The 19962-nt window shown below is 36.5% G+C and carries 21 protein-coding genes; 16 read left to right on the top strand and 5 right to left on the bottom strand.

Annotated features, from left to right (window positions below):
* The first annotated feature begins 4 nt into the window (after positions 1 to 4).
* Positions 5 to 451: a thioredoxin family protein gene (locus BMW39_RS01430; protein ID WP_074719277.1), complete on the top strand. Its 447-nt coding sequence runs from the start codon at positions 5 to 7 to the stop codon at positions 449 to 451.
* A 153-nt stretch (positions 452 to 604) separates the two neighbouring features.
* Here BMW39_RS01430 and BMW39_RS01425 read toward each other — a convergent pair whose 3' ends face one another.
* The 5 genes from BMW39_RS01425 to BMW39_RS01405 all read right to left on the bottom strand — a co-directional run bounded on the left by BMW39_RS01425 (position 605) and on the right by BMW39_RS01405 (position 7492).
* Positions 605 to 1942 carry a UDP-N-acetylmuramate--L-alanine ligase gene (locus BMW39_RS01425; protein WP_034976647.1) on the bottom strand — a complete coding sequence of 446 codons (1338 nt, stop codon included), beginning with the start codon at positions 1940 to 1942 and terminating at the stop codon, positions 605 to 607.
* Positions 1943 to 2070: 128 nt separating this feature from the next.
* A complete protein-coding gene (locus tag BMW39_RS01420) occupies positions 2071 to 2475 on the bottom strand; it encodes a hypothetical protein (protein ID WP_051879969.1) in 405 nt (134 codons plus the stop codon).
* A 146-nt stretch (positions 2476 to 2621) separates the two neighbouring features.
* Positions 2622 to 4628, bottom strand: coding sequence for a sensor histidine kinase (locus tag BMW39_RS01415; protein WP_083391863.1), 2007 nt, complete (start codon positions 4626 to 4628; stop codon positions 2622 to 2624).
* Positions 4629 to 4685: 57 nt separating this feature from the next.
* Complete coding sequence (locus BMW39_RS01410; protein WP_051879968.1) at positions 4686 to 6773, bottom strand: tetratricopeptide repeat-containing sensor histidine kinase; 2088 nt, start codon at positions 6771 to 6773, stop codon at positions 4686 to 4688.
* Positions 6770 to 7492, bottom strand: coding sequence for a LytR/AlgR family response regulator transcription factor (locus tag BMW39_RS01405; RefSeq protein ID WP_165569349.1), 723 nt, complete (start codon positions 7490 to 7492; stop codon positions 6770 to 6772). The genes BMW39_RS01410 and BMW39_RS01405 overlap by 4 nt, the downstream gene beginning before the upstream one ends.
* A 129-nt stretch (positions 7493 to 7621) precedes the next feature.
* Here BMW39_RS01405 and BMW39_RS01400 point away from each other — a divergent pair, with 129 nt between their 5' ends.
* From BMW39_RS01400 to BMW39_RS01330, 15 genes are all read left to right on the top strand, one after another.
* On the top strand, positions 7622 to 8083 hold the full coding sequence (locus BMW39_RS01400; RefSeq protein ID WP_086045781.1) for a T9SS type A sorting domain-containing protein: 462 nt from the start codon (positions 7622 to 7624) through the stop codon (positions 8081 to 8083).
* Between the two features lie 4 nt (positions 8084 to 8087).
* Positions 8088 to 10637, top strand: coding sequence for a beta strand repeat-containing protein (locus BMW39_RS01395; protein ID WP_034976642.1), 2550 nt, complete (start codon positions 8088 to 8090; stop codon positions 10635 to 10637).
* A gap of 11 nt (positions 10638 to 10648) precedes the next feature.
* Positions 10649 to 11062 carry a hypothetical protein gene (locus BMW39_RS01390; RefSeq protein ID WP_034976640.1) on the top strand — a complete coding sequence of 138 codons (414 nt, stop codon included), beginning with the start codon at positions 10649 to 10651 and terminating at the stop codon, positions 11060 to 11062.
* A gap of 289 nt (positions 11063 to 11351) precedes the next feature.
* On the top strand, positions 11352 to 12314 hold the full coding sequence (locus tag BMW39_RS01385) for a bifunctional helix-turn-helix transcriptional regulator/GNAT family N-acetyltransferase (RefSeq protein WP_034976637.1): 963 nt from the start codon (positions 11352 to 11354) through the stop codon (positions 12312 to 12314).
* Between the two features lie 2 nt (positions 12315 to 12316).
* Positions 12317 to 12640 (top strand): cupin domain-containing protein, encoded by a 324-nt coding sequence (locus BMW39_RS01380; RefSeq protein WP_034976636.1) that lies wholly within the window; start codon positions 12317 to 12319, stop codon positions 12638 to 12640.
* A gap of 10 nt (positions 12641 to 12650) precedes the next feature.
* Complete coding sequence (locus BMW39_RS01375; RefSeq protein WP_175459317.1) at positions 12651 to 12947, top strand: PaaI family thioesterase; 297 nt, start codon at positions 12651 to 12653, stop codon at positions 12945 to 12947.
* 214 nt (positions 12948 to 13161) lie between these two features.
* Positions 13162 to 14322 carry a Fic family protein gene (locus BMW39_RS01370; RefSeq protein WP_034976634.1) on the top strand — a complete coding sequence of 387 codons (1161 nt, stop codon included), beginning with the start codon at positions 13162 to 13164 and terminating at the stop codon, positions 14320 to 14322.
* Positions 14323 to 14648: 326 nt separating this feature from the next.
* Entirely contained in the window at positions 14649 to 15941 is a 1293-nt protein-coding gene (locus tag BMW39_RS01365; RefSeq protein ID WP_034976632.1) for a tyrosine-type recombinase/integrase, read from the top strand.
* A gap of 43 nt (positions 15942 to 15984) precedes the next feature.
* A complete protein-coding gene (locus tag BMW39_RS01360) occupies positions 15985 to 16323 on the top strand; it encodes a type II toxin-antitoxin system RelE/ParE family toxin (RefSeq protein ID WP_034976630.1) in 339 nt (112 codons plus the stop codon).
* The gene (locus BMW39_RS01355) at positions 16305 to 16619 is read left to right on the top strand and encodes a helix-turn-helix domain-containing protein (protein ID WP_034976628.1); all 315 of its coding nucleotides are present in this window, start codon (positions 16305 to 16307) and stop codon (positions 16617 to 16619) included. The genes BMW39_RS01360 and BMW39_RS01355 overlap by 19 nt, the downstream gene beginning before the upstream one ends.
* Before the next feature lie 10 nt (positions 16620 to 16629).
* Positions 16630 to 16905, top strand: a complete 276-nt coding sequence (locus BMW39_RS01350; RefSeq protein WP_034976626.1) for a hypothetical protein — start codon at positions 16630 to 16632, stop codon at positions 16903 to 16905.
* A gap of 32 nt (positions 16906 to 16937) precedes the next feature.
* Positions 16938 to 17744, top strand: coding sequence for a hypothetical protein (locus BMW39_RS01345; protein ID WP_034976624.1), 807 nt, complete (start codon positions 16938 to 16940; stop codon positions 17742 to 17744).
* Positions 17745 to 17867: 123 nt separating this feature from the next.
* Positions 17868 to 18152, top strand: a complete 285-nt coding sequence (locus tag BMW39_RS01340; RefSeq protein WP_034976622.1) for a helix-turn-helix domain-containing protein — start codon at positions 17868 to 17870, stop codon at positions 18150 to 18152.
* Positions 18153 to 18154: 2 nt separating this feature from the next.
* Positions 18155 to 18595, top strand: coding sequence for a hypothetical protein (locus tag BMW39_RS01335; RefSeq protein WP_034976620.1), 441 nt, complete (start codon positions 18155 to 18157; stop codon positions 18593 to 18595).
* 67 nt (positions 18596 to 18662) lie between these two features.
* Positions 18663 to 19961, top strand: a complete 1299-nt coding sequence (locus BMW39_RS01330; RefSeq protein ID WP_131474332.1) for a hypothetical protein — start codon at positions 18663 to 18665, stop codon at positions 19959 to 19961.
* Position 19962 lies beyond the last annotated feature (1 nt).

The raw sequence follows: 19962 nt of genomic DNA, 5'->3' as shown, positions 1-19962 counted from the left end.
ACTAGTGAAAATAATAGCTTTCATATTATTAATGATTTCCGGGATTTTCAATTCGCAGGAAGTGAAGCATTATGGATTTGAAAGTTTACCGGAAAAGTTGGAGAAACGGATTTTGATTTATATGAAAACCGATTGGTGCTCGATTTGTAAAATTCAGAAATATCAGATGGAGAAGGATTTGGAGTTGAAAAATCTGATGGATGAGAAGGTTTATTTTATCACTTTCAATCCTGAAAAATATAAGGAATCGATTAAATTCTTTGATGAAAATTATAATTACATTTCGAATGGAAATTCTGGGATTCACGAATTGGCGGTTGAGATTTCATTAAATAAAAATCCGGTTTATCCGAGTTGGATTTTGATTGATAAAGATGGGAAAGTTTTGTTTCGGAATGAGGGATTGGTTGATAATGGGATTTTGAAATTATTGATGGGGAAATTGAATTGATGCATTATCATATTATTCGCATAGGAATAAATTCCTATGCTGGGAAATCGGTCGTCCCTTTGGGACTTTTAGTGTTGGGTTTCGGATTTGTCATTAATAAAAAACCTTCTGAAAATTAATCCAGAAGGTTGATAATTTATATTTAATCAAATTTTATTTCGTCAAATCCAAGCCACCGAAATTACCGGAACTCATCATTACAAAAGCTCCTTTCGATTTGTCTAAAGTTTCCCAGTAAGCGTGAAGGTCTTCGGCATTGGTAACGACTTTCAGGTTTTCATTTTTGAATTTTTCCTTAATCAAATCTGGAGAAATCGGGTCCATTCTTTTGATTTTCAAAGCGTCCTCTGAATAGAAAACGACGGCATTATCCAAACCGTCCATTGCGTGGTCGTATTGCTCAAGGAAAATTGGATTCAGACTTGAGTAAGTGTGCAATTCTAAAAATCCAAACGTTTCAGTTTTTGAGAATTGTTCTGCAAATGCGGAAACGGTCGCTTTCACTTTGCTTGGTGCGTGCGCGAAATCTTTGTAAAGCAAACCGCCATCCGCTCTTTTGACAATTTCAAGACGTTTCGAAGCGCCTTTGAAACTCATAATCGCCTCATAGAATTCCTCTTCCATTATGCCCAATTGCGAACAGATGAATCTTGCGCCTTCCATATTCAACAAATTGTGTTTTCCAAAAACAGACAATGGAATATCGCCCATATCGGTTTTCAAATTAACGATTCCGTCCACGATTTCGTAATCTGGCGTTTTGTAAGGAATTTTTCTGAAATAATTTTCAGCCGACTCCACCACTTTCACCACTTCTGCATCTTCCTCGTTATAAACCAAAACACCGCCAGGCGTGATGCTCGCAACAAATTTTCTGAATTGGTCGATATAATCGTCAAAGGTTTTGAAAACGTTGATGTGGTCCCAAGCAATGCCCGAAACCAAAGCAATATTCGGTTGATATAATAAAAATTTAGAACGCAAATCAATTGGAGAAGACAGATATTCGTCGCCTTCAAGAATCATAAAATCATTGTCATCCGTGATTTTTACCATACAATCGAAGCCTTCCAATTGGGCACCGACCATATAATCAATATCTTTCTGATGAAAATTGAGAACGTGAAGAATCATCGATGTAATAGTGGTTTTCCCGTGGGAACCGCCAATGACCACTCTGGTTTTTTCTTTGGATTGTTCGTAGAGAAATTCTGGATAAGAATAAATCTTCAAACCTAATTCTTTTGCTTTGGCAAGCTCAGGATTGTCGGCGTGCGCGTGCATTCCGAGGATTACGGCATCAATATCCGTAGTCAGTTTTTCCGGAAACCAACCCAATTCCTCGGGAAGAATTCCTTTTTTGTCCAATCGGGATTTTGAAGGTTCGAAAATAGCATCGTCTGAGCCTGTGACCTGATAGCCTTTATCTTTGAGCGCAATGGCAAGATTGTGCATCGCAGAACCGCCAATAGCAATGAAATGGGTTTTCAATTCTGAATAATTTTAGACAAAAGTAAGGAAAGATGTGTGAAGTTAGAAGCCAGAACTTAGATTTTTCCTTTCACTAAATTCAGATATAAAAAAACCTGATTCGTTTTTCCAAATCAGGTTTTTATTTTTTAAGCTACAATCTCTTTTCGTGTAAGATTGTGTTCAACTTTCAATTCCTCGCCTGTCAGCGTGAAATAGATGTTCTGTAATTGATGAAGATGCGTGCATTTGATGTAGTTTCCAAAGAACAAAAATCCTTCAAGAATCTTGTTTGAACTAAGGTCAAAATCATATCTGCAGAAATTCGGAAGGTCGAATCGCACTCTCGTGGATGAACGATAAACTTCCTTGAATCCAAGTTTTGAAAACCATTCTGCTGTAAGTGCAATTGGTTTTAGCTTTCTTTGATCTACCGCGGTGTATGGGTCGATCTTAATAAAAAGACCATTGTTTTTGTTTTCCATCCCGATTACTGGTACGATCTCATCTTCATAGATGACCAAATTGTTGAGTCTAAGTTCTGTGGCTTCCATATGCGAAAATGTTAGTGATTATATATAGGTAATTATCTACTTAACAAAATCGTTGCCAAAAAGCTAAACAACTCTTCTTTGCTCCTAAAAAAGCAAACTTTAACAATTGAACAGAAAAAATGGAAATTATCAAAAATGAAATTAAATCAAACCTTTTTTATGCATAGCATAATTCTAGTCTCGCCAGCTTCTACATTTGTATCGACCTCAATTTTGCAATCAATTGCCTTGCAAAGATCGCGGATCACATGCATTCCCAAACCTTTGGTGGTTCCGATGCTCATCTTGTCATCATATAAAGCCTGGAACTTTTCAATGTTGGTTCCACCGCCATTATCCTTGATGAGAATGTAATGAAAATCGCCCTGTTCCCAAACTTTGCAGAATATGTGAGGTTGATTGACATTTTGCAAAACTTTGACGGCATTATTTATCAAATTTCTAAGGATTGTTTTCAGGTATTCTTTGTCCGTAAAAATTTTAAGGTTTGAAGGAGTTTCGAATTCCAGGTCAATATTTGAAACCCAGACAAATTCTTTTTTAACTTCATCAAACACCTCATTTGCGCTATAAAACTGTTTATTCGGTTCGAAGTTTTCCATTTGACCTTTGCTCCAGAGAAGCAGATCTTCCATTTGTGTTAAAAGTTGATCAGCCGAATCTGAGGTTTGTTTTTCCAGTCGGATCTTGGTTTCATCATCCATCAATTCTGGTGCATCTTTTTGTAAATTAAGAAAATGAATAAGCGAAACCACCGGACTTCTGAGATCGTGATTTAGAATCCCGAAGAACCTCATTTTGTTTTTGTTAGCTTTTTCTAATTCCTGATTGAGACTTTGAAGTCTGCTGCTATTTTTCTTTGATTGTCGATAGAGGAAAAACAACAAGATTCCGATGACAAAAAGTGCTGCGAGACCGAGTAGATAGTAAATCTTCTCCTGTTCTTTATTTTTGATGATGATTTTATTTAGTGCAATTTCTTTATTTTTCTGATTGACAATTTTCTGACTTTCGATCTTCGCGATCTCATTTTTTCTTTTTTGGGAATAGATGGAATCTCTGGTTGTGTATAGTTGTGTGATATTCTTCACATAAGCATCCAGATCCCTTTTTGTTTTACTCAATTCTGCCATCCCTGAGTAATTGAACATCACCCATTGCATATTGTTATTTTTCTGCGCGATATTTTTACTGATATCAAATTCTTCCTGCGCCTTCGGTAATAGTTCAGATCTTTTATATTTCAGTTGCCCTTTGTATTTATCATAATCTTTATAAAAATCCATGTAAGAATAGGCCATATTATAATGGTTGACGACCGACATATAATGATCAGGTGAGATCTTGTCCCATATATTCTGCGCTTTCAGCTGCATCGCATAACTTTCCATCAATCTTGTAATATCCAATAGTGACCAATTGGTGTACAGCCAAGCCATGCCATAATCATTTTGTGTTTCATCAAAATATTGATAGGCTATTTTGAAATGATTTCCAGCTTCATTAAACTTTTGGAAATTCCGTTCGATTTCCGCTAAAACGCCATAACAGAAACCGAGTGCCTCTTTAGATTTTGCTTTTTGAGCAACTGCCAAGGCCTTATTGATATTTTCATAAGACTTTTCTTCGTTCGATTCATCCAGATAAAGAAAGGCTAAGCTCCTATAAGCGGACGAAACGATCCAAAGATTATTACTTTTTTCACCAAAATCAATAGCTATCATGTAATTTTTGACAGCATCTGCGTGTTCCCCTTTTTGATGAAACAATCTTCCGAACATATAATAGTTGTCAGCGAGATTATAGTTGTCTTTATTTTTTTGATTGATCAGCAATGATCTCTTGTTGAATTTTAAACCTTCATTAAGTTTATTTTTCTCCGTACAATAACCAACTAATCCCAAAAGCGTCTTTCCTTTTTTCTCTTGCCAATTATTTTTCTTAATGAGCTGAAGGTTCTTTTGCGTGTAAAAAAAACAACTGTCTGGATTGTAGATCCTGTAGATCTCAATTAGTTTTTGTTGCAGTTCAAATTGTTTTTCGTCCGTATTATTCTTCCTAGATTCGGTTCGGAAAAAATCAAGTTTGGAAAACTCTTGTGAGAAAAGGGACAATGGTAAGAAGACACAGAATATTATTAATTTTGAAATCATAATCTGTTATTTACTACTAAGATACAATTTAATAGTTCACATCAGAACAAAATATTTTTAAGCTTTTTTGATGCTCAAAGTAATAGCTGTTTCGCCAATTTCGGTATCAGAATCGACATCAATTTTACAGTCAATCGCTTTGCAAAGGTCGCGGATCACATGCATTCCTAAACCTTTGGTTGTTCCAATGCTCATGTTATCGTCATACAGCGCCCGAAACTTTTCGATATTGGTTCCGCCGCCGTAATCTTTGATGAGAATTTGAATGAAATCGCCTTGATCCCAAACTTTGCATGAGATCTTCGGATCTTGAACATGCTGCAAAACCTTCACAGCATTGCTCATCAAGTTTCTGATAATGGTTTTGAGATATTCTTTGTCTGTAAACAGTTTTAGTTTCACAGGAATATCGAATTCAATTTTGACACCCGAAGCCCAAACAAATTCTCTTTCCAACTCAGCGAAGATATCATTGATATCATAAAATCTTTTATGCGGTTCGAAGTTCTCCATTTGGCCTTTGCTCCACAACAACAGGTCTTCCATTTGAGTTAAGAGCTGTTCGGCAGAGTCGGAAGTCTGCTTTTCCAATCTGATCTTGGTTTCATTATCAATCAGTTCCGGTGAATTTTTCTGCAGGTCCAGAAAATGAATGAGCGAAACCACCGGACTTCTCAGATCGTGATTCAGGATCCCGAAGAACTGCATTTTGGTCTTATTGGCTTTTTCCAATTCCGAATTCAGGAATGATAATTTTTTATTGATCCTTTTTCTATTTCGACTTTGATTGTAGAGCAAACCTCCAATAATGGCAATGGAAATCAGACCAGAAATTAAATAGATCCGTTGTTTTTTGGCATTCCTGATCGTCAATTCATGGATTGTGTTTTCGGCAGAAAGTGATTTTATTTCTTGCTGTTTATTTCTATTTTGATATTTCGCTTCGGCATCTGCAAGGCTTTGTTTGCCAGATTCCACAAAGAGAGAATCGTTCGTGAGATTGTAAATTTTATGATATTCGTAGGCTTTTTTCCAATCCTTTTTCGCAGCGTATGCTTCGGACAATTTTTCATTGACCTCGGCAAACGAACGCTTGTCATAGACGTAGGCAAACTTCAAAGCTTTGTTTAATTTATCAATCGCCGGCTGGTATTTCTTTTGTTGTAATAGTACTTTCCCTTTGATCACGTTGGCTTCCATCTCGATCTCCTCATCATTCGATTTGATGGCAAAATGCAAGGCCTTGTCTGCATAGTCGTCCGCAAGTTCCAATCGATCTCTACTTAAATAAAACTCGGACATATTCCGATTGGCATAACTGATATTCAGGAAAAGAATTGGATTGTTGATCGCCATTTGATAAAGCTCCGAGTAATATCTTTTGGCCAGATCGATATTTCCTAAATGCGTGTAGGACTCGATGTACGAATTGTAGAGAAAGGCAATTCCGTCGGATTTATTAAGGTATGGAACCGCGTAATTACAATATTCCACAGCTTTTTCGTACTGTTTCATATCATTGTAAGCATCCGCGATCTGTAGGTAGGAAATACCAATGTTATTCAATTTTAATGAGTCTGCTTTTTTATCAAGTTTCAGATAATCAATGGCTTTCAATTTATAATTAATGAAATTCTCAAACTCCGACCGGTCAAGATAATATTCACCTAAGCTACCAAGCATCGTTGCTTTGATGTCAGGATCTTTTACCGTGTCAACAACTTTTTTGATGTATTGGATCAGGTTTTTTGCCTTCTGATGCTCTTTGATGGAATAATACATGTAATTCAGCCGCATCAGTGCGAGCGTCTCTCTTTCAAGGTCCTTTGTTCGTTGCGCCAACTTTAAAGACTTTTCAAAATAGACCGTTGCTTTTTCATATTGATTATCGGTGTACTCGTAGCCGTAACCTTTATAGAAATAGAAATTGGCGAGATATTTTGGATTATTCTTTGCGAGTTTGATTCCGTATTCTGCTTTGTCGATCAGCAGCGAATATTTTTCATTTTCGTGCAAACTTGTACAGTAGTCGTCCCAGGCTTTTAATTTTTCATCAATGCTTTTGAACTGCGAAAGGTCTGGCTGTTTCTGGGCAAATGAAAAAGCAAACACATGTAGCAGAAAAAAAAGCATTATTTGTTTCATAGCAGGAATTTCAAATTATCTTTAAAGCTTCTGCCAATCGGGATGGCGAGGTCATTATTCAAAATGATCTCGTTGGTATTTATTTTATTGATGAATTGCTTCTGCACCGCAAAACTCCTGTGAATACGAACAAAAGACTGAAAACTGACTTCCTTCAAAAGTAGACCAATACTGGAAAGCACACAATGCCTTTTTTGAGAAGTGACCACCAAGGTATAATCCTTCAAAGCTTCGAGGTAAAGGATCTCGTGAAGTTTTACCTTGATCTGGTCGTGCCCTTCTTTGATGTAGATCACATCGCCACCAATACTGGATTCGAATAGGCTGGCTTTGCTTTTCATCTCAAAAAAATCCGTGACTCTTCTCATCGTGTGTTCAAAGCGGTCAAACTTCAAAGGTTTCACGATAAAATCTAAGGTTTCCAATTCAAAACTTTCGACAGCAAATTCCGGATGAGACGTGATGAAAATACAGACCGGAACGTGTTTTACTTTCTTTCTGAGTTCAACGCCGGATAATCCTGCCATATCAATATCAAGGAACAGAATATCGACAGATTGACTTTCTACAGCTTTCAAGGCTTCATTGGAATCTGAAAAAGTCCCGAGAATATGAAGGTTGGGAAATCTTTTCGCAAAGGACAAAACCGTCAATCTGTCAATCTCGTTATCGTCCACAATTATACAATTCAGTCTTTCCATGATTGCCCAGTGTTTCATCAAATTTAAGAAAAAAAGTCATTCATCTATTTAAAATGTTGTTCGTCTATTACAACTTTTCATAGGATGGCATTCTCTATAACTTCGATAAAAATTTTAAAACCTATTACAATGAGCAAATTACTATTAATGAAATTTCTGACTCTGATCATCATTCCGTTTGGATCGACCAAGGCTCAGACAGCAATTCTCACAACGGGAACCACAGCGACTAGCACATCCGGAAGTGCAACCTACAGTGTTGGCCAATTGGCCTATTCTCAAAAAGGAGCAAATCAAGAATTGATGGAAGGTGTACAACAGGCGTACGAGATCATCACATTGGAAGTAGATGACGAATCCATCATGGAGAAAAAGATCCTACTCTATCCAAATCCTGTGCGAGATTTTCTGCACGTTGATTTCGGAAAGGAAAACTTCCACAATTCTAATTACATCCTGTTTGATTCCCAAGGAAAATTGATCAAAACAGGAAATTTTTCCCAGCAAAAAACAGAATTGGATATGACGAGCCTTCCAAGCTCGGTTTACATCATTCAAATCTTCCAAGACAAAAAGAACATCAAAACATTTAAAATCATTAAAAAATAACCTTATGAAAAAAATTGTATTAATTGCAGCTTTGGCATTGGGAACTTACATGGTTTCCGCTCAGGCTCCTGAAAAAATGAGCTATCAGGCCATTGTCAGAAATGCATCAGGCCAATTACTAACCAATCAAAACGTTGCGGTAAGAGTAAGCGTGTTGCAAGGCTCCGCAGCAGGAACAGCCGTATACTCCGAGAGAGTCACAGGAACAACGAATGTGAATGGCTTGGTAAGCTTGGAAATTGGTTCAGGAACTGTGCTTTCTGGAACCTTTAACGCCATCACTTGGGGAACCAACAGTTATTACCTAAAAACAGAGACCGATCCCGCAGGCGGAACTAATTACACGATCGCAGGTACAAGTCAATTACTGAGCGTTCCCTATGCCTTGTATGCAAAAAGTTCTGGCGGTGGTGGTGGCGGCAGTTTGACTTTACCTTACACAGCAACGACCAATAATGCTTCAACTCTTTTTTCATTGACCAATGACGGCGACGGAACTTCGATGGATGGGATCAACAATACCACAACTTCTAGTATTGCTGCTGTACGAGGTACAGTTTCCAATGTTGCTCCAGGCGGTTTTTCTTCTGGCGTGCGGGGAATCAATAATGGAACTGGTGGCCTGGGTGTTGGCGTCTGGGGTTCACAAGCTGGCTCAGGCTGGGGCGTCTACGGAGTAACACCGAATGGATTAGGCGTTTACGGAAATGCATCAGGTTCAGGATTTGGTGTTTATGCAAATAGTAATACCGGAACAGGACTCAATGCCACAAGTAACAATGGTATTGCAGCCAATTTTTCCATATCCAATAATGCAAATCTTAATAATGTAATCAACGCCAACACACTTGGAAACGGAATAGTGATCAATGTTTCTTCAACTGGTTCCGGAGCAGGAGTAATGAGTAGTACAGGAACAGGCTTTGCCATCCACGGAATTACGAGTTCTCAAGCTTCTGCAGGTGTCATTGCTGATAATAATGGTGCCGGAGAAGCCGTGGTGGGAAGAAATACCAGTGACATTGCAGGCGCAGTTGTCGGCCGAAATGATGGTGGTGGATTTGGCGTGAGAGGCTTTGTTTCTGGCAATACAACAGGAACATCTGTTGGTGTACTGGGACAAGTGGGACAAAATAGTGGTAAAGGCCGTGCAGGCAGATTTGTAAATACGAATGCGACCAATGACCGAAATACATTCGAAGTAGAATCGAATGGTAACGGAAATATACCAGATAATACGCAGGGAAATGTCTCATCTTTTCTTTCTAATAATTCCAATAGCGTAAGTGCAGCGGTGAGAGGTGAGGTAAAAACGATTTTCGGCAACTTTGGCGCGGCAGGTATTTTCGGGGTTTCATCTGGAACAGGAGGTTTTGGTGGATTATTTCACGCCTCAAATCCAAGTGGAAACGGAGCTGCTTTGGTTTCAATAACTGACGGAAACGGAAATGCCATTACAGCAAACGCAGGAAAAAATGGAAATGCAGTAGAGGCAAATATAGATGGAAATGGAAATGCCATTTATGCCTGGACACCTACTTTTTCTACAGGACGTGCAGGTAGATTTCAGAATTTTAATGAGGACAATACCAGTGACGCAATTACAGTAAGCACAGTCGGAAACGGAATTGCAGGAAATTTCAAAGTGGACAGAACTACAGGAACTTCCGCCGCCGTAAAAGGTGAAGTCAATTCCATTTTTGCTAATTTTGGTACTGCAGGTGTCTATGGTCTATCTTCTGGCACAGGTGGATACGGAGGTTTGTTTTATGCCTCGAACGCCGCGGGAAATGGTCCTGCTCTATTAGCTTTGACCGAAGGAGCTGGAAATGGAATCACGGCCAATGCAGGCGGCAACGGAGACGGCGTGGAAGCTACAGCAGATGGTACAGGTTCGGCCATCTACGGTTGGATACCTAATTTTGGAACCGGTAAAGCCGGCTATTTCAGAAACTTTAATAATGCTAATAGTCAGCCAGTGGTCCACGTCACTACAACTGGTACTGGTTCGACATTGCTTATCAACCACCAAGGACCATCAGGAAATCTCGCTGTTTTCCAAAGTGCAAGTGCCAATGTTGCAAGAATTGATAAAACAGGAAGAGGTTTCTTCAATAATGGAACGCAGAATACTGGCGCCGACGTTGCCGAAGCATTTGATGTAGAAGGCAACACCGCAGATTACGAACCAGGCGACATTTTGGTCATCTCAACCGATACAGACAGAACCATCGAAAAATCTTCCGAATCCTACTCTACGCTTGTAGCTGGTGTTTACGCTACAAAACCAGGTGTTTTGTTAACCGAGGAAAACATCGATTCTGAGCTGGTTGGTAAAGTCCCAATGGGCGTCATTGGTGTGATCCCAACCAAAGTTTGTCTGGAAGGTGGAAACATCAAACGTGGCGATCTGCTCGTGACATCTTCGATCTCAGGTGTTGCGATGAAGGCTGACCCGAAAAAAGTTCAAATCGGTCAGGTTCTTGGAAAGGCTCTTCAGGATTACAATCAGGAAGGCATTGGAAAAATCAAAGTTTTAGTAAGCATCAAATAAAATCAATCCAAATGAAAACATTATACATCACAACATTCCTATTGGCAGGCATCGTTTCTATACAAGCACAGGAAAATAAAACCGTCGAACAGCAGGACAACATCCAGCACATCAAAGACTCTAAAGCATTCGAGCAAAAGATGATGAAGCAGCAAAGCGAGAAAAAAGCGGAATCAAAAACTGCCCAACTGGCTTCGGAACAAGGTCTGGAACCGAAAAATAAAATTGCAACACCACAGCCAAAATCCAGCGCTTCTTCAGGTAAATTAATCCCAAACAATGCAACACTGGAAGAAATCTTAGCTAGCATTCCCAACAGAAAAGTGGTGAAAAACACAGCTTCAAAACCTACTAATGCATTGAAAGGTTTGCCTAATACAGCGACTTTGGAAGAAATCAAAAAGACGATTCCTAAAAATCCATAACCCGTTTTTAAAACTAATGACCAGAATCAGAGTAAAATAATTTGCTCTGATTTTTCATTCATCAGATTTTTGGCAGCATAATTGTTATTAAAAAAATACCATTCACTGTTATATATAGTTTTTAAGAATAAGTAGGGGGACGCTTTGTTGGTCTCCCTATTTTATTTTAATTAATCCACTTTACAGTTTTATCCAACTTACTCAACCCAATATTTTATCAATAATAATTTGCGTCTTAATTAAACTTTTATAAATTTGCATAACTGATTATGTAATTAATTATACTATTATGAATTTATTTGAGAGAACAGGCAAAATGGCCTTAGGAAGCAGATTGCGTCTATTGACTGCTAAGTTTACCGATGATGCTTCGAAAATCTACGAGCTGTATGGCAACGACTTTTCACCCAAATGGTTTCCCGTATTTTTTATTTTGGCGCAAGATGGCGAGAAGACCATCACCGAAATTGCCGAACAGATCTCACATTCGCAGCCTTCTGTCACAAAGATCATCAAGGAAATGGCAACGTCAGGATTGGTCGAAAACAACTTGGAATCCAAAGACAAGCGCAGAAATCTGGTTGGTCTCACCGACAAGGGAAAACAACTCTCTGAGCAGATGAAAGACCAATTTAGCGATATTGACATTGCTGTGGAAAATATGATTAACGAGGCCACTCACAATCTTTGGGAAGCCATCGCAGAATGGGAATTTCTTCTGGAGCAAAAATCACTGCTAAAAAGAGTTCAGGACCAGAAAAAACTTCGTGAAAGTAAAAATGTAAAAATCGTAGACTATGAGCCGAAATACCAATCTGCCTTTAAAGCCTTGAATGAGGAATGGATCTCCAACTACTTCGAGATGGAAGCTGCCGATTACAAAGCATTAGACAATCCTCAGGAATACATCCTTGACAAAGGCGGCAAAATCCTGGTCGCACTTTACAATGAAGAACCACTTGGCGTTTGTGCGCTAATAAAAATGGATGACCCATATTATGACTTCGAAATGAGCAAAATGGCGGTTTCCCCAAAAGCTCAAGGTAAAAATATCGGTTGGCTGCTCGGACAGGCAATTATTAATAAAGCAAAAGAGTTAGGTGCTGCGAAATTATATCTGGAAAGCAACACGATCCTAAAACCCGCCACCAATTTGTATTATAAAATGGGCTATGAAAAAATCGTTGGTCGTGCGACACCTTACAAACGTTGTAATATCCAGATGGAACTTAATTTGAAAAACAATTCTTAATCATGAAAAATATAGTAAAAAAGGAAAACGCTGTCAACAGACAGTTTTTAGGAGTCGATTTTGTGGTACTTTCTATTGGCAAAAACACCATGGTTACAAAAATGCTATACAAATCGACAGACAATGTCCCATTTCACAGACATGCGAATGAACAAAGCGGATACGTGATCTCTGGAAGATATATACTGAAATTTGAAGGAGAAGAATATGAGTTATCACAGGGCGACACTTATTCTATCCCGGCAGATGTTGAGCACTCCATTGTGATTGTGGAAGCTGGTGAAGTGGTAGATGTTTTCAGTCCAATCCGTCAGGATTATTTGTAATTTTTTATTGATGCAAAGAAGAATCAAAGACAGCTTCGAAAAGCAAGGTTTGATGAAAACGCTTAATGCAGAACTGGTGAGCATAGAAAAAGGTGTGGTGAAAATCTCCATAGATTTCTCGGAGGGTTTGTCGCAACAGTATGGCTTTTTCCACGCGGGCGTAGCCACGAGCATTGTGGACAGTGCTTGTGGCTACGCTGCGTTGACGATGCTGCCGGAAGATATGGAAGTGTTATCAGTAGAATTTAAGATCAATTCCGACGACTCACTTTTGATAACTTTTTATATGATATGTCTGGAATTTTAGATTTCATAAATATAACCTAAAGTCTATAAGGTGAATATACTAATTACGCAAATGTGTAATTATAATTACGCAAATAACACTAAACCGTACACGCAAATAATAAATTATACATTTATATACAATACTGTGATTTACAAATAATTATAGAGTCCATTTGCAAATATTTTTTTTTTAGTCCGCAAATAATCCGTTTCTTTGTTGCAAATAATTTTATATGTCAGCAATATTTAAACCGTATGATTTAACATTAATAAAGCCGGATTTTGATTCTCCACTTACAGATTTAATTATTGAACTTGAACATTTGCGTAAAAAAGACTTAGGAGGATCTACTCATCCTGAAGTTTTTTTTCAATTAAGAAATATTTTTCATTGGTTAGAAAGTATGGGTTCAGCAAGAATTGAAGGAAATAATACAACAATTGCCGAATATGTAGAGACTAAAATTGACGACATTCCTAAAAATCAGAACTCGAAGTTGCTAGAAATTGACAATATTGATGAAGCAATGGATTTTATTGAAAATACGGTTAAGGATTATCCAATAAATAAAGATTTAATAAGCGAACTACATAAAATAGCTGTCAGAGATTTGCCCCCACCTCCAAATGGAGAAGGCGATGCAACACCTGGGATATATAGAAATCATAACATTAAAATTAACAATTCTATACATTTACCTCCCGATTCTTTTTTAGTTGATACCTACATGGAAGAGTTGTTTTCTTTTATTAATTCCGAAAAGTCAACAAAGTATGATTTACTTAAGGCAGCAATTGCGCATCATAGATTTGTTTGGATACATCCATTTGGCAATGGCAATGGTAGAACTGTAAGGCTTTTTACTTACGCTATGCTGGTAAAAAATGGATTAAATATAAATGCCGGAAGAATAATTAATCCTACTGCTGTATTTTGTACTAATAGAAATACTTATTACGATATGCTATCCAAAGCGGATACCGGAACAGAAGAAGGAATATTGACTTGGTGCGAATATGTACTTAGAGGATTGAAAGAAGAAATAGAAAAAGTGGATAAGTTATCAGATTATACTTATCTGAAAAATGAAGTATTGATTCCTGCAATAAACTATTCGTTGGAAAGAAAGTTTATAACCGATATAGAATCAAAAATTTTAAAAAAGGCGGTAGATCTTCAGGTTATAAAAAATGAAGATATAAAAGAAATACTGCACGATAAAAATACTTCACAGATATCAAGAGAAATAAAAAAGTTAGTTGATAAAAAAATGCTTGTTCCAGAAGAAGAGGGAGCGAGAAGGTATATTTTAAGATTTGAAAATAACCATCTCTTAAGAGGTGTTATACAGATTTTGGACAATAAAGGATTTCTCCCGGTTAAAGATAACTAATGTTTAAAGATTTTAGAAAGGGTAACATTATAAAATATAACACTTTGATAATTATCGGGAAAATATCGGGAGACACAGACAATAAAAAACCCTAAAACATTGATAATAAATGAATTAGGGTTTACCAGTGAGGTGCCTAGCGTACCCGACAAACGATTTTTATAGCATTTTCGTAAAACTTAAAAATACGCCACAAATCCTTTATTAATGGTACTTTACAATGGTATGTAGTTGCATAGCGTTTTACTAAATTTCAGAACGGTTGGAATTTGGTTGGAATTAATTCCAACGGATTTTGTACATTTGATTGTTCAAAAATTTCAAATATGGCAACCGTTAAATTTCGGGTTTTACACAAAACCGAGAACGCTCAAATCTATATCCGTTTTTCAATTGATAGAGATAATGTTTTCCAAATCAAAACAGGAAAAATCATCAATCCGAAATACTGGAGCGTAAAAACATCCCGACCTATCCAAACCCAACCAGAGTTCAAAATACTTTACACAGAGCTAAATGAGTTGGAAACCTTTGTTTTGAAAGAATATAATTCTTATTATTCCAAAGGCGTTATTTTCTCAAAAGATTGGTTAGCGGAAAAGATTGATAAATTCTACAACCGCATCGAAGTAAAAGAAGATGATTCTGTTTTTCTGAACTATCTGCAAAACTTCACAGACTTCAAACGCAGTACTGCATCCTACACAGAATCTACATTAAAAAAATACAACAACCTGAAAGACCGTTTTCTATCTTATCAAAAGAAGAAAAAGAAAATATTTCTATTGCAGGATGTAAGTTCCAAAATCTTAATTGATTTCAAAAACTACCTTATCACAGATTGCAACCTGATGGAAACCACAGCCGTAAGATTTATTAAGAATCTGAAAACAGTTTTGTTTGATGCAGAGCAAAATGGCAAGTCTATCCATTATTCCATTAGAGGATTCAGTACGGGAACGACTAACACAGAGTACAAAGTTTTCCTTTCCTTTGATGAGATTGAGAAAATAAAAGACGTTACAACACTCAATACAGATTGGAACATTGCCCGAGATTGGTTGGTACTTGGATGCTATCTTGGGCAGAGAGTATCTGACCTTTTGAGGATGAACAAACGAATGATTTACACCAAAACTGACATTGATGGGAACACATTCCGATTCATTGAGATTAAACAACAGAAAACAGGGGAAAAAGTAGTAATACCAATCCACGATGAGGTGGAAAACCTTTTGCAGAAATACAACGGAGATTTTCCGCCAATACTTGCCGTTAATTTTGATTCCAATGCGGTACTGTTTAACCGCCACATCAAAAAGGTTTGCGAACTCGCAGGGATTGATGAAATGATAAAGGGCAAAGTTTACAATGAGGACAAAAAGAAAAACGAAATTGTAGAAACGGAAAAATATAATTTGGTAAGTTCCCACGTTTGCAGACGTTCGTTTGCGACTAATTTTTACGGAAACAAAGAATTTACAACACCTCAACTGATGAGTATCACAGGACACAAAACAGAAAATATGTTTCTGAACTACATAGGCAGAACCGCAGACGATTGGGCAATGCAGACCGCAAAGACTTTCAAAAAACTATCAAACCAGAAAATATCTTAAAAATAGAATGTAATTAATTTGTTACATTTGCATAGTAATTGATATGAGAATATTATTTAGAACACCCGAATTTGATGAGTTTGTAGAAAATTCAAATGAAAGACTTAGAAACAAAATCCTTTATGTTTTTGATATTTTGGAAACGCAAACAGTTATCAATACTAAAATAATCAAGAAACTCACGAATACAAATTTGTATGAGTTGAGAATCCAAACAGAAAACGAATATCGGATATTAACTTTTTCTATCGACCACGAAAATATCAATCAGGCAACAACCATTTTATTGATTTCGGGATTTATGAAAAAGGCAACAAAGGACTACGACAAAGAAATAAAAAAGGCAATTAAAATTTTAGAAAAATGGACAGACCAAAATTAGACATAGAAAAAATAAAAAGAGAACTACCAACCGCAAACGACTACTTAGCTGAAAAATACGGCAAACACGGCACGCCCGAACGTGAAGAGTTTTCTGCAAAGGCACTAGCCTATTACTACGGAGAACTGATAAAAGAAACCCGAAAAGAACAAAAACTAACCCAGCAGGAACTTGCCGACAAGATAGGAAAAGAACGTGCCTACATTGCCAAAATAGAACAGGGCAAAACAGATTTGCAGATTTCTAATTTTACCCAAATCATCAATGCATTGGGATTGAGTTTGAAAGTGGGATAAAGGTAAAATTATGGAAAAAGTTATCCCTGACGTTTATCGAAAATATACTCCCTATGAATACCAAAGGGAATTTGAGAGAATAGAAAAAGAAATAAAACAAATGGATGATGTAGATTTTGAAATAATTGTTAATACTGACATTCCGTTTAAAATAGGATATTTGGAAAGTTGGAAACGTCCATTTTCGGATTTATTACAACAGCTAATAAGTACACAAAAACAAGTTTATATCGGATGGTTAGAAAACATTTTTATGTTTCATAATTCAATGTTTCAAAGAAATTAAACTAAAGGCAACCAATTACAAATGTTCAAAATATGAAAATACCATTCTACTATACTTTCAAAGAATTTGAAGAGAATTATAATAACGATTTAAAAAAATGGTTTGATTCATTTCCTGATGCTGGAGAAAGTGACTATTTGAATGAGTTAAGAAATGAATATCAATTATTTTTTTATAAAAACAATTCCGATTTTATCATAAATTCAAATTGGATTCCTGACGAATACCCTGAACATTACGAATTATCAATTATTGCATATCAAGAGTTTATGCAAGAAAAATTAATACAATATTTGTATAACAACGGATTCTCAAATTTTGACGGAGACTATTTAGATATTCCAGCTGATACTGATGTAATGGATTTTTGGAACGATTGTAATGTGAGAACCAGAAAAAACAGCGCAATCATTGATGACGAAAAACATAAATATTTAAAGGAATTTTTCACTTTTGACAATTATACAGAGAAACTGAATATTGATATTAAGAAATTTACAAATTTTAAATTTGCAACTAAAAAAATATTAGATTTTGTTGATGAAAAAATAAACGATAAAAAACCCGCCAACATACCACACAGCACACACGAATATATAGATGAAATAACTCAAAATAAATATTCAGTTCCACAAAAAATAAAAATTTTGGATATGCTAAATATAAAAGGTTGGTTAATGGATAAACATAATTTTACAACATTTCAAATAGAGGAATTATTATCTGATTTATTTGACAGAACAGATAAAACTATTAGAAACAGTTTTTCAGATTCCAAACACGAAAATACAGCACAACAGTATTTGGAGGGGCTAAAAAAAGTTAAGGCAAAACGGTAATTAAAACCACTTCATACAACGCAAAATAAAAATGGGAATATCAATGGGAATATTCCCATAACTATTTAAAAACGCATTCTGAACATATTTGCAATATCAATAACAACAAAAAAGATATTGCAAATGAGTTCAATCCAATTTATCGGAACAAATCCGACCGACCTCATCACAGAATTAAAAAATTCTTTGATACCTGAATTAAAGGCGCAACTTTCCGCCCAATTCCAACCCATCCAACCAACGGAATACCTCACACGTTCCGAAGTCTGCAAACTTCTAAAAATCGACCTATCCACACTTCACAGATGGAGAAAAGATAAAATGATTCCGAGTTATGGATTTGGCAACCGTGTGTACTTCAAACGGAACGAAGTGGAACAGATTATTAACCAAAACAAATTGAGTTAATAATGAAAACGGCAACCACTTACACACCAGACCATTATCCGATGTTCTACACCCTCGATGAGGTTAAAAAGACATTCAGGCAATACAGACTATCCAATTACGAAAAGATAGCATTTTCCGAACTGATACGCACCGAGAAAAACAACGGTTACAATTCTACCACAGGAGCAGACAACCTTTTGAAAATCCGAGATACATCCAACTGGAGCAAATGCACCATTACAGGATTACGCCCAGCAGGAACACCAGGATTTTATTATGCAGATTTAAAAGTAAAGGATAAAAAATCTTTGTTTGTCGCATTCATCCCAGAAGATTGGGAAACGGTTTATATCCGCATTTGTCCGCAGTTCTACCCATTCATCACAGCAGACCGCACGAGAATAGTAAAGGAAATTATCAAAGTAATGTTAAATGATATGAACGAAAAAGGGAACGATTAAAACCGCTCCCTAATTGTTCAAAATATGGTAATAGTGGCAACCATTACAACAGAGCAAATATAGGCAAATGTTAGACAATACAAAGTTTTCCGTTACAGATATTGAGATAATAAACAGGATGTTATTGCATCCTGATTTTGTAGTATGCAGACCAAAAACAAACTATTATCATTCTTTGAAACATAGAACGCACGGAGCGAAATTGAGTTTGGATTTTCGCAAGGCAGTAGAAAACGGAAATGTAATTGGTTATGGACATTTGGAGATTAATGTAAGTCCACATTATCATTTTAATCAATACCAGCACAACGGCAACGATTTCACGCCCGAACATAGCATTAAAACAATTATTGACATTCTGAACTATTTGGGAATAGAACAACGAGAATACAACGAGCTGAAAGTAGTGAATATTGAATTTGGTTTAAATATCATTCCCGAAACTGATATTAAAAGTTTGATTGATGGATTATATTTCTACAAAAAAACACCTTTCAAAACTGGAGCGTTTCCGTACTTCAAAAAAACAGATGCAACCAGCTACAAACAAATAAAGGCATACGCCAAAGGATTGCAGTTTTTAGAGTTCCCACAGTACGGAATCCATCCAAATACTTTCCGTTTTGAAGTGAAGAGCAAACAGGCAAAGAATATTGAAAAGTATGGAATCTGGAACGCAGACGACTTGACAAAACTTGACATTTACAAAACACTCACTCAAATATTAGTGGATGAATGGGAAAACGTTCTATTAATCAATCAAACGCCTGATTTCAGCAATCTAAAACCCGATGAGGTACAATTTATCCAAAATGGAAATAAAATTGATTTTTGGGATGATTTAAAAGATGATTCAAACCGAAATAAATTCAATCGGTACAAAGAAAAATATTACAGATTTCTGAAAGGGAAAAACAATCTGCACCACCTCATCAAACTACAAATTATTGACAAACTCAATTCTTACCAAAGTGGTGCAAATTCCACGCAGGGAAACCCTATCAACACGAGAAAAGAAGTTTTAGCACATACACCCATTCAACTGATAAACTTGGAATATGCACCACCTAACGAAAATAACAGAGTTTGTTTAGTGACTGGATTAGATATTTCTATGCAGAGAAGAGGGAGTAAATTTTTATGTTTTGCAGGTCTGAAATATTACAAAGAATTTGAATCTGATATTTATAAAGACCTCGAAAAAAGATTTTTGTCCGAGAAGATGAAAGTCCGAGATACAGACAGCCAAATTTATTACATCGCTCACAATATCCGAAACCTAAAAACGAATCAAAACCATAACCGCCAAAGGTTTGAAAATCGAAACTACAACAAACAACAATTACAATTTAATTTTATAGGCTAAC

This window comes from Epilithonimonas lactis, from assembly GCF_900110605.1.
GTDB lineage: Bacteria > Bacteroidota > Bacteroidia > Flavobacteriales > Weeksellaceae > Epilithonimonas > Epilithonimonas lactis.
This window is presented reverse-complemented; position numbering and strand designations above follow the sequence as displayed.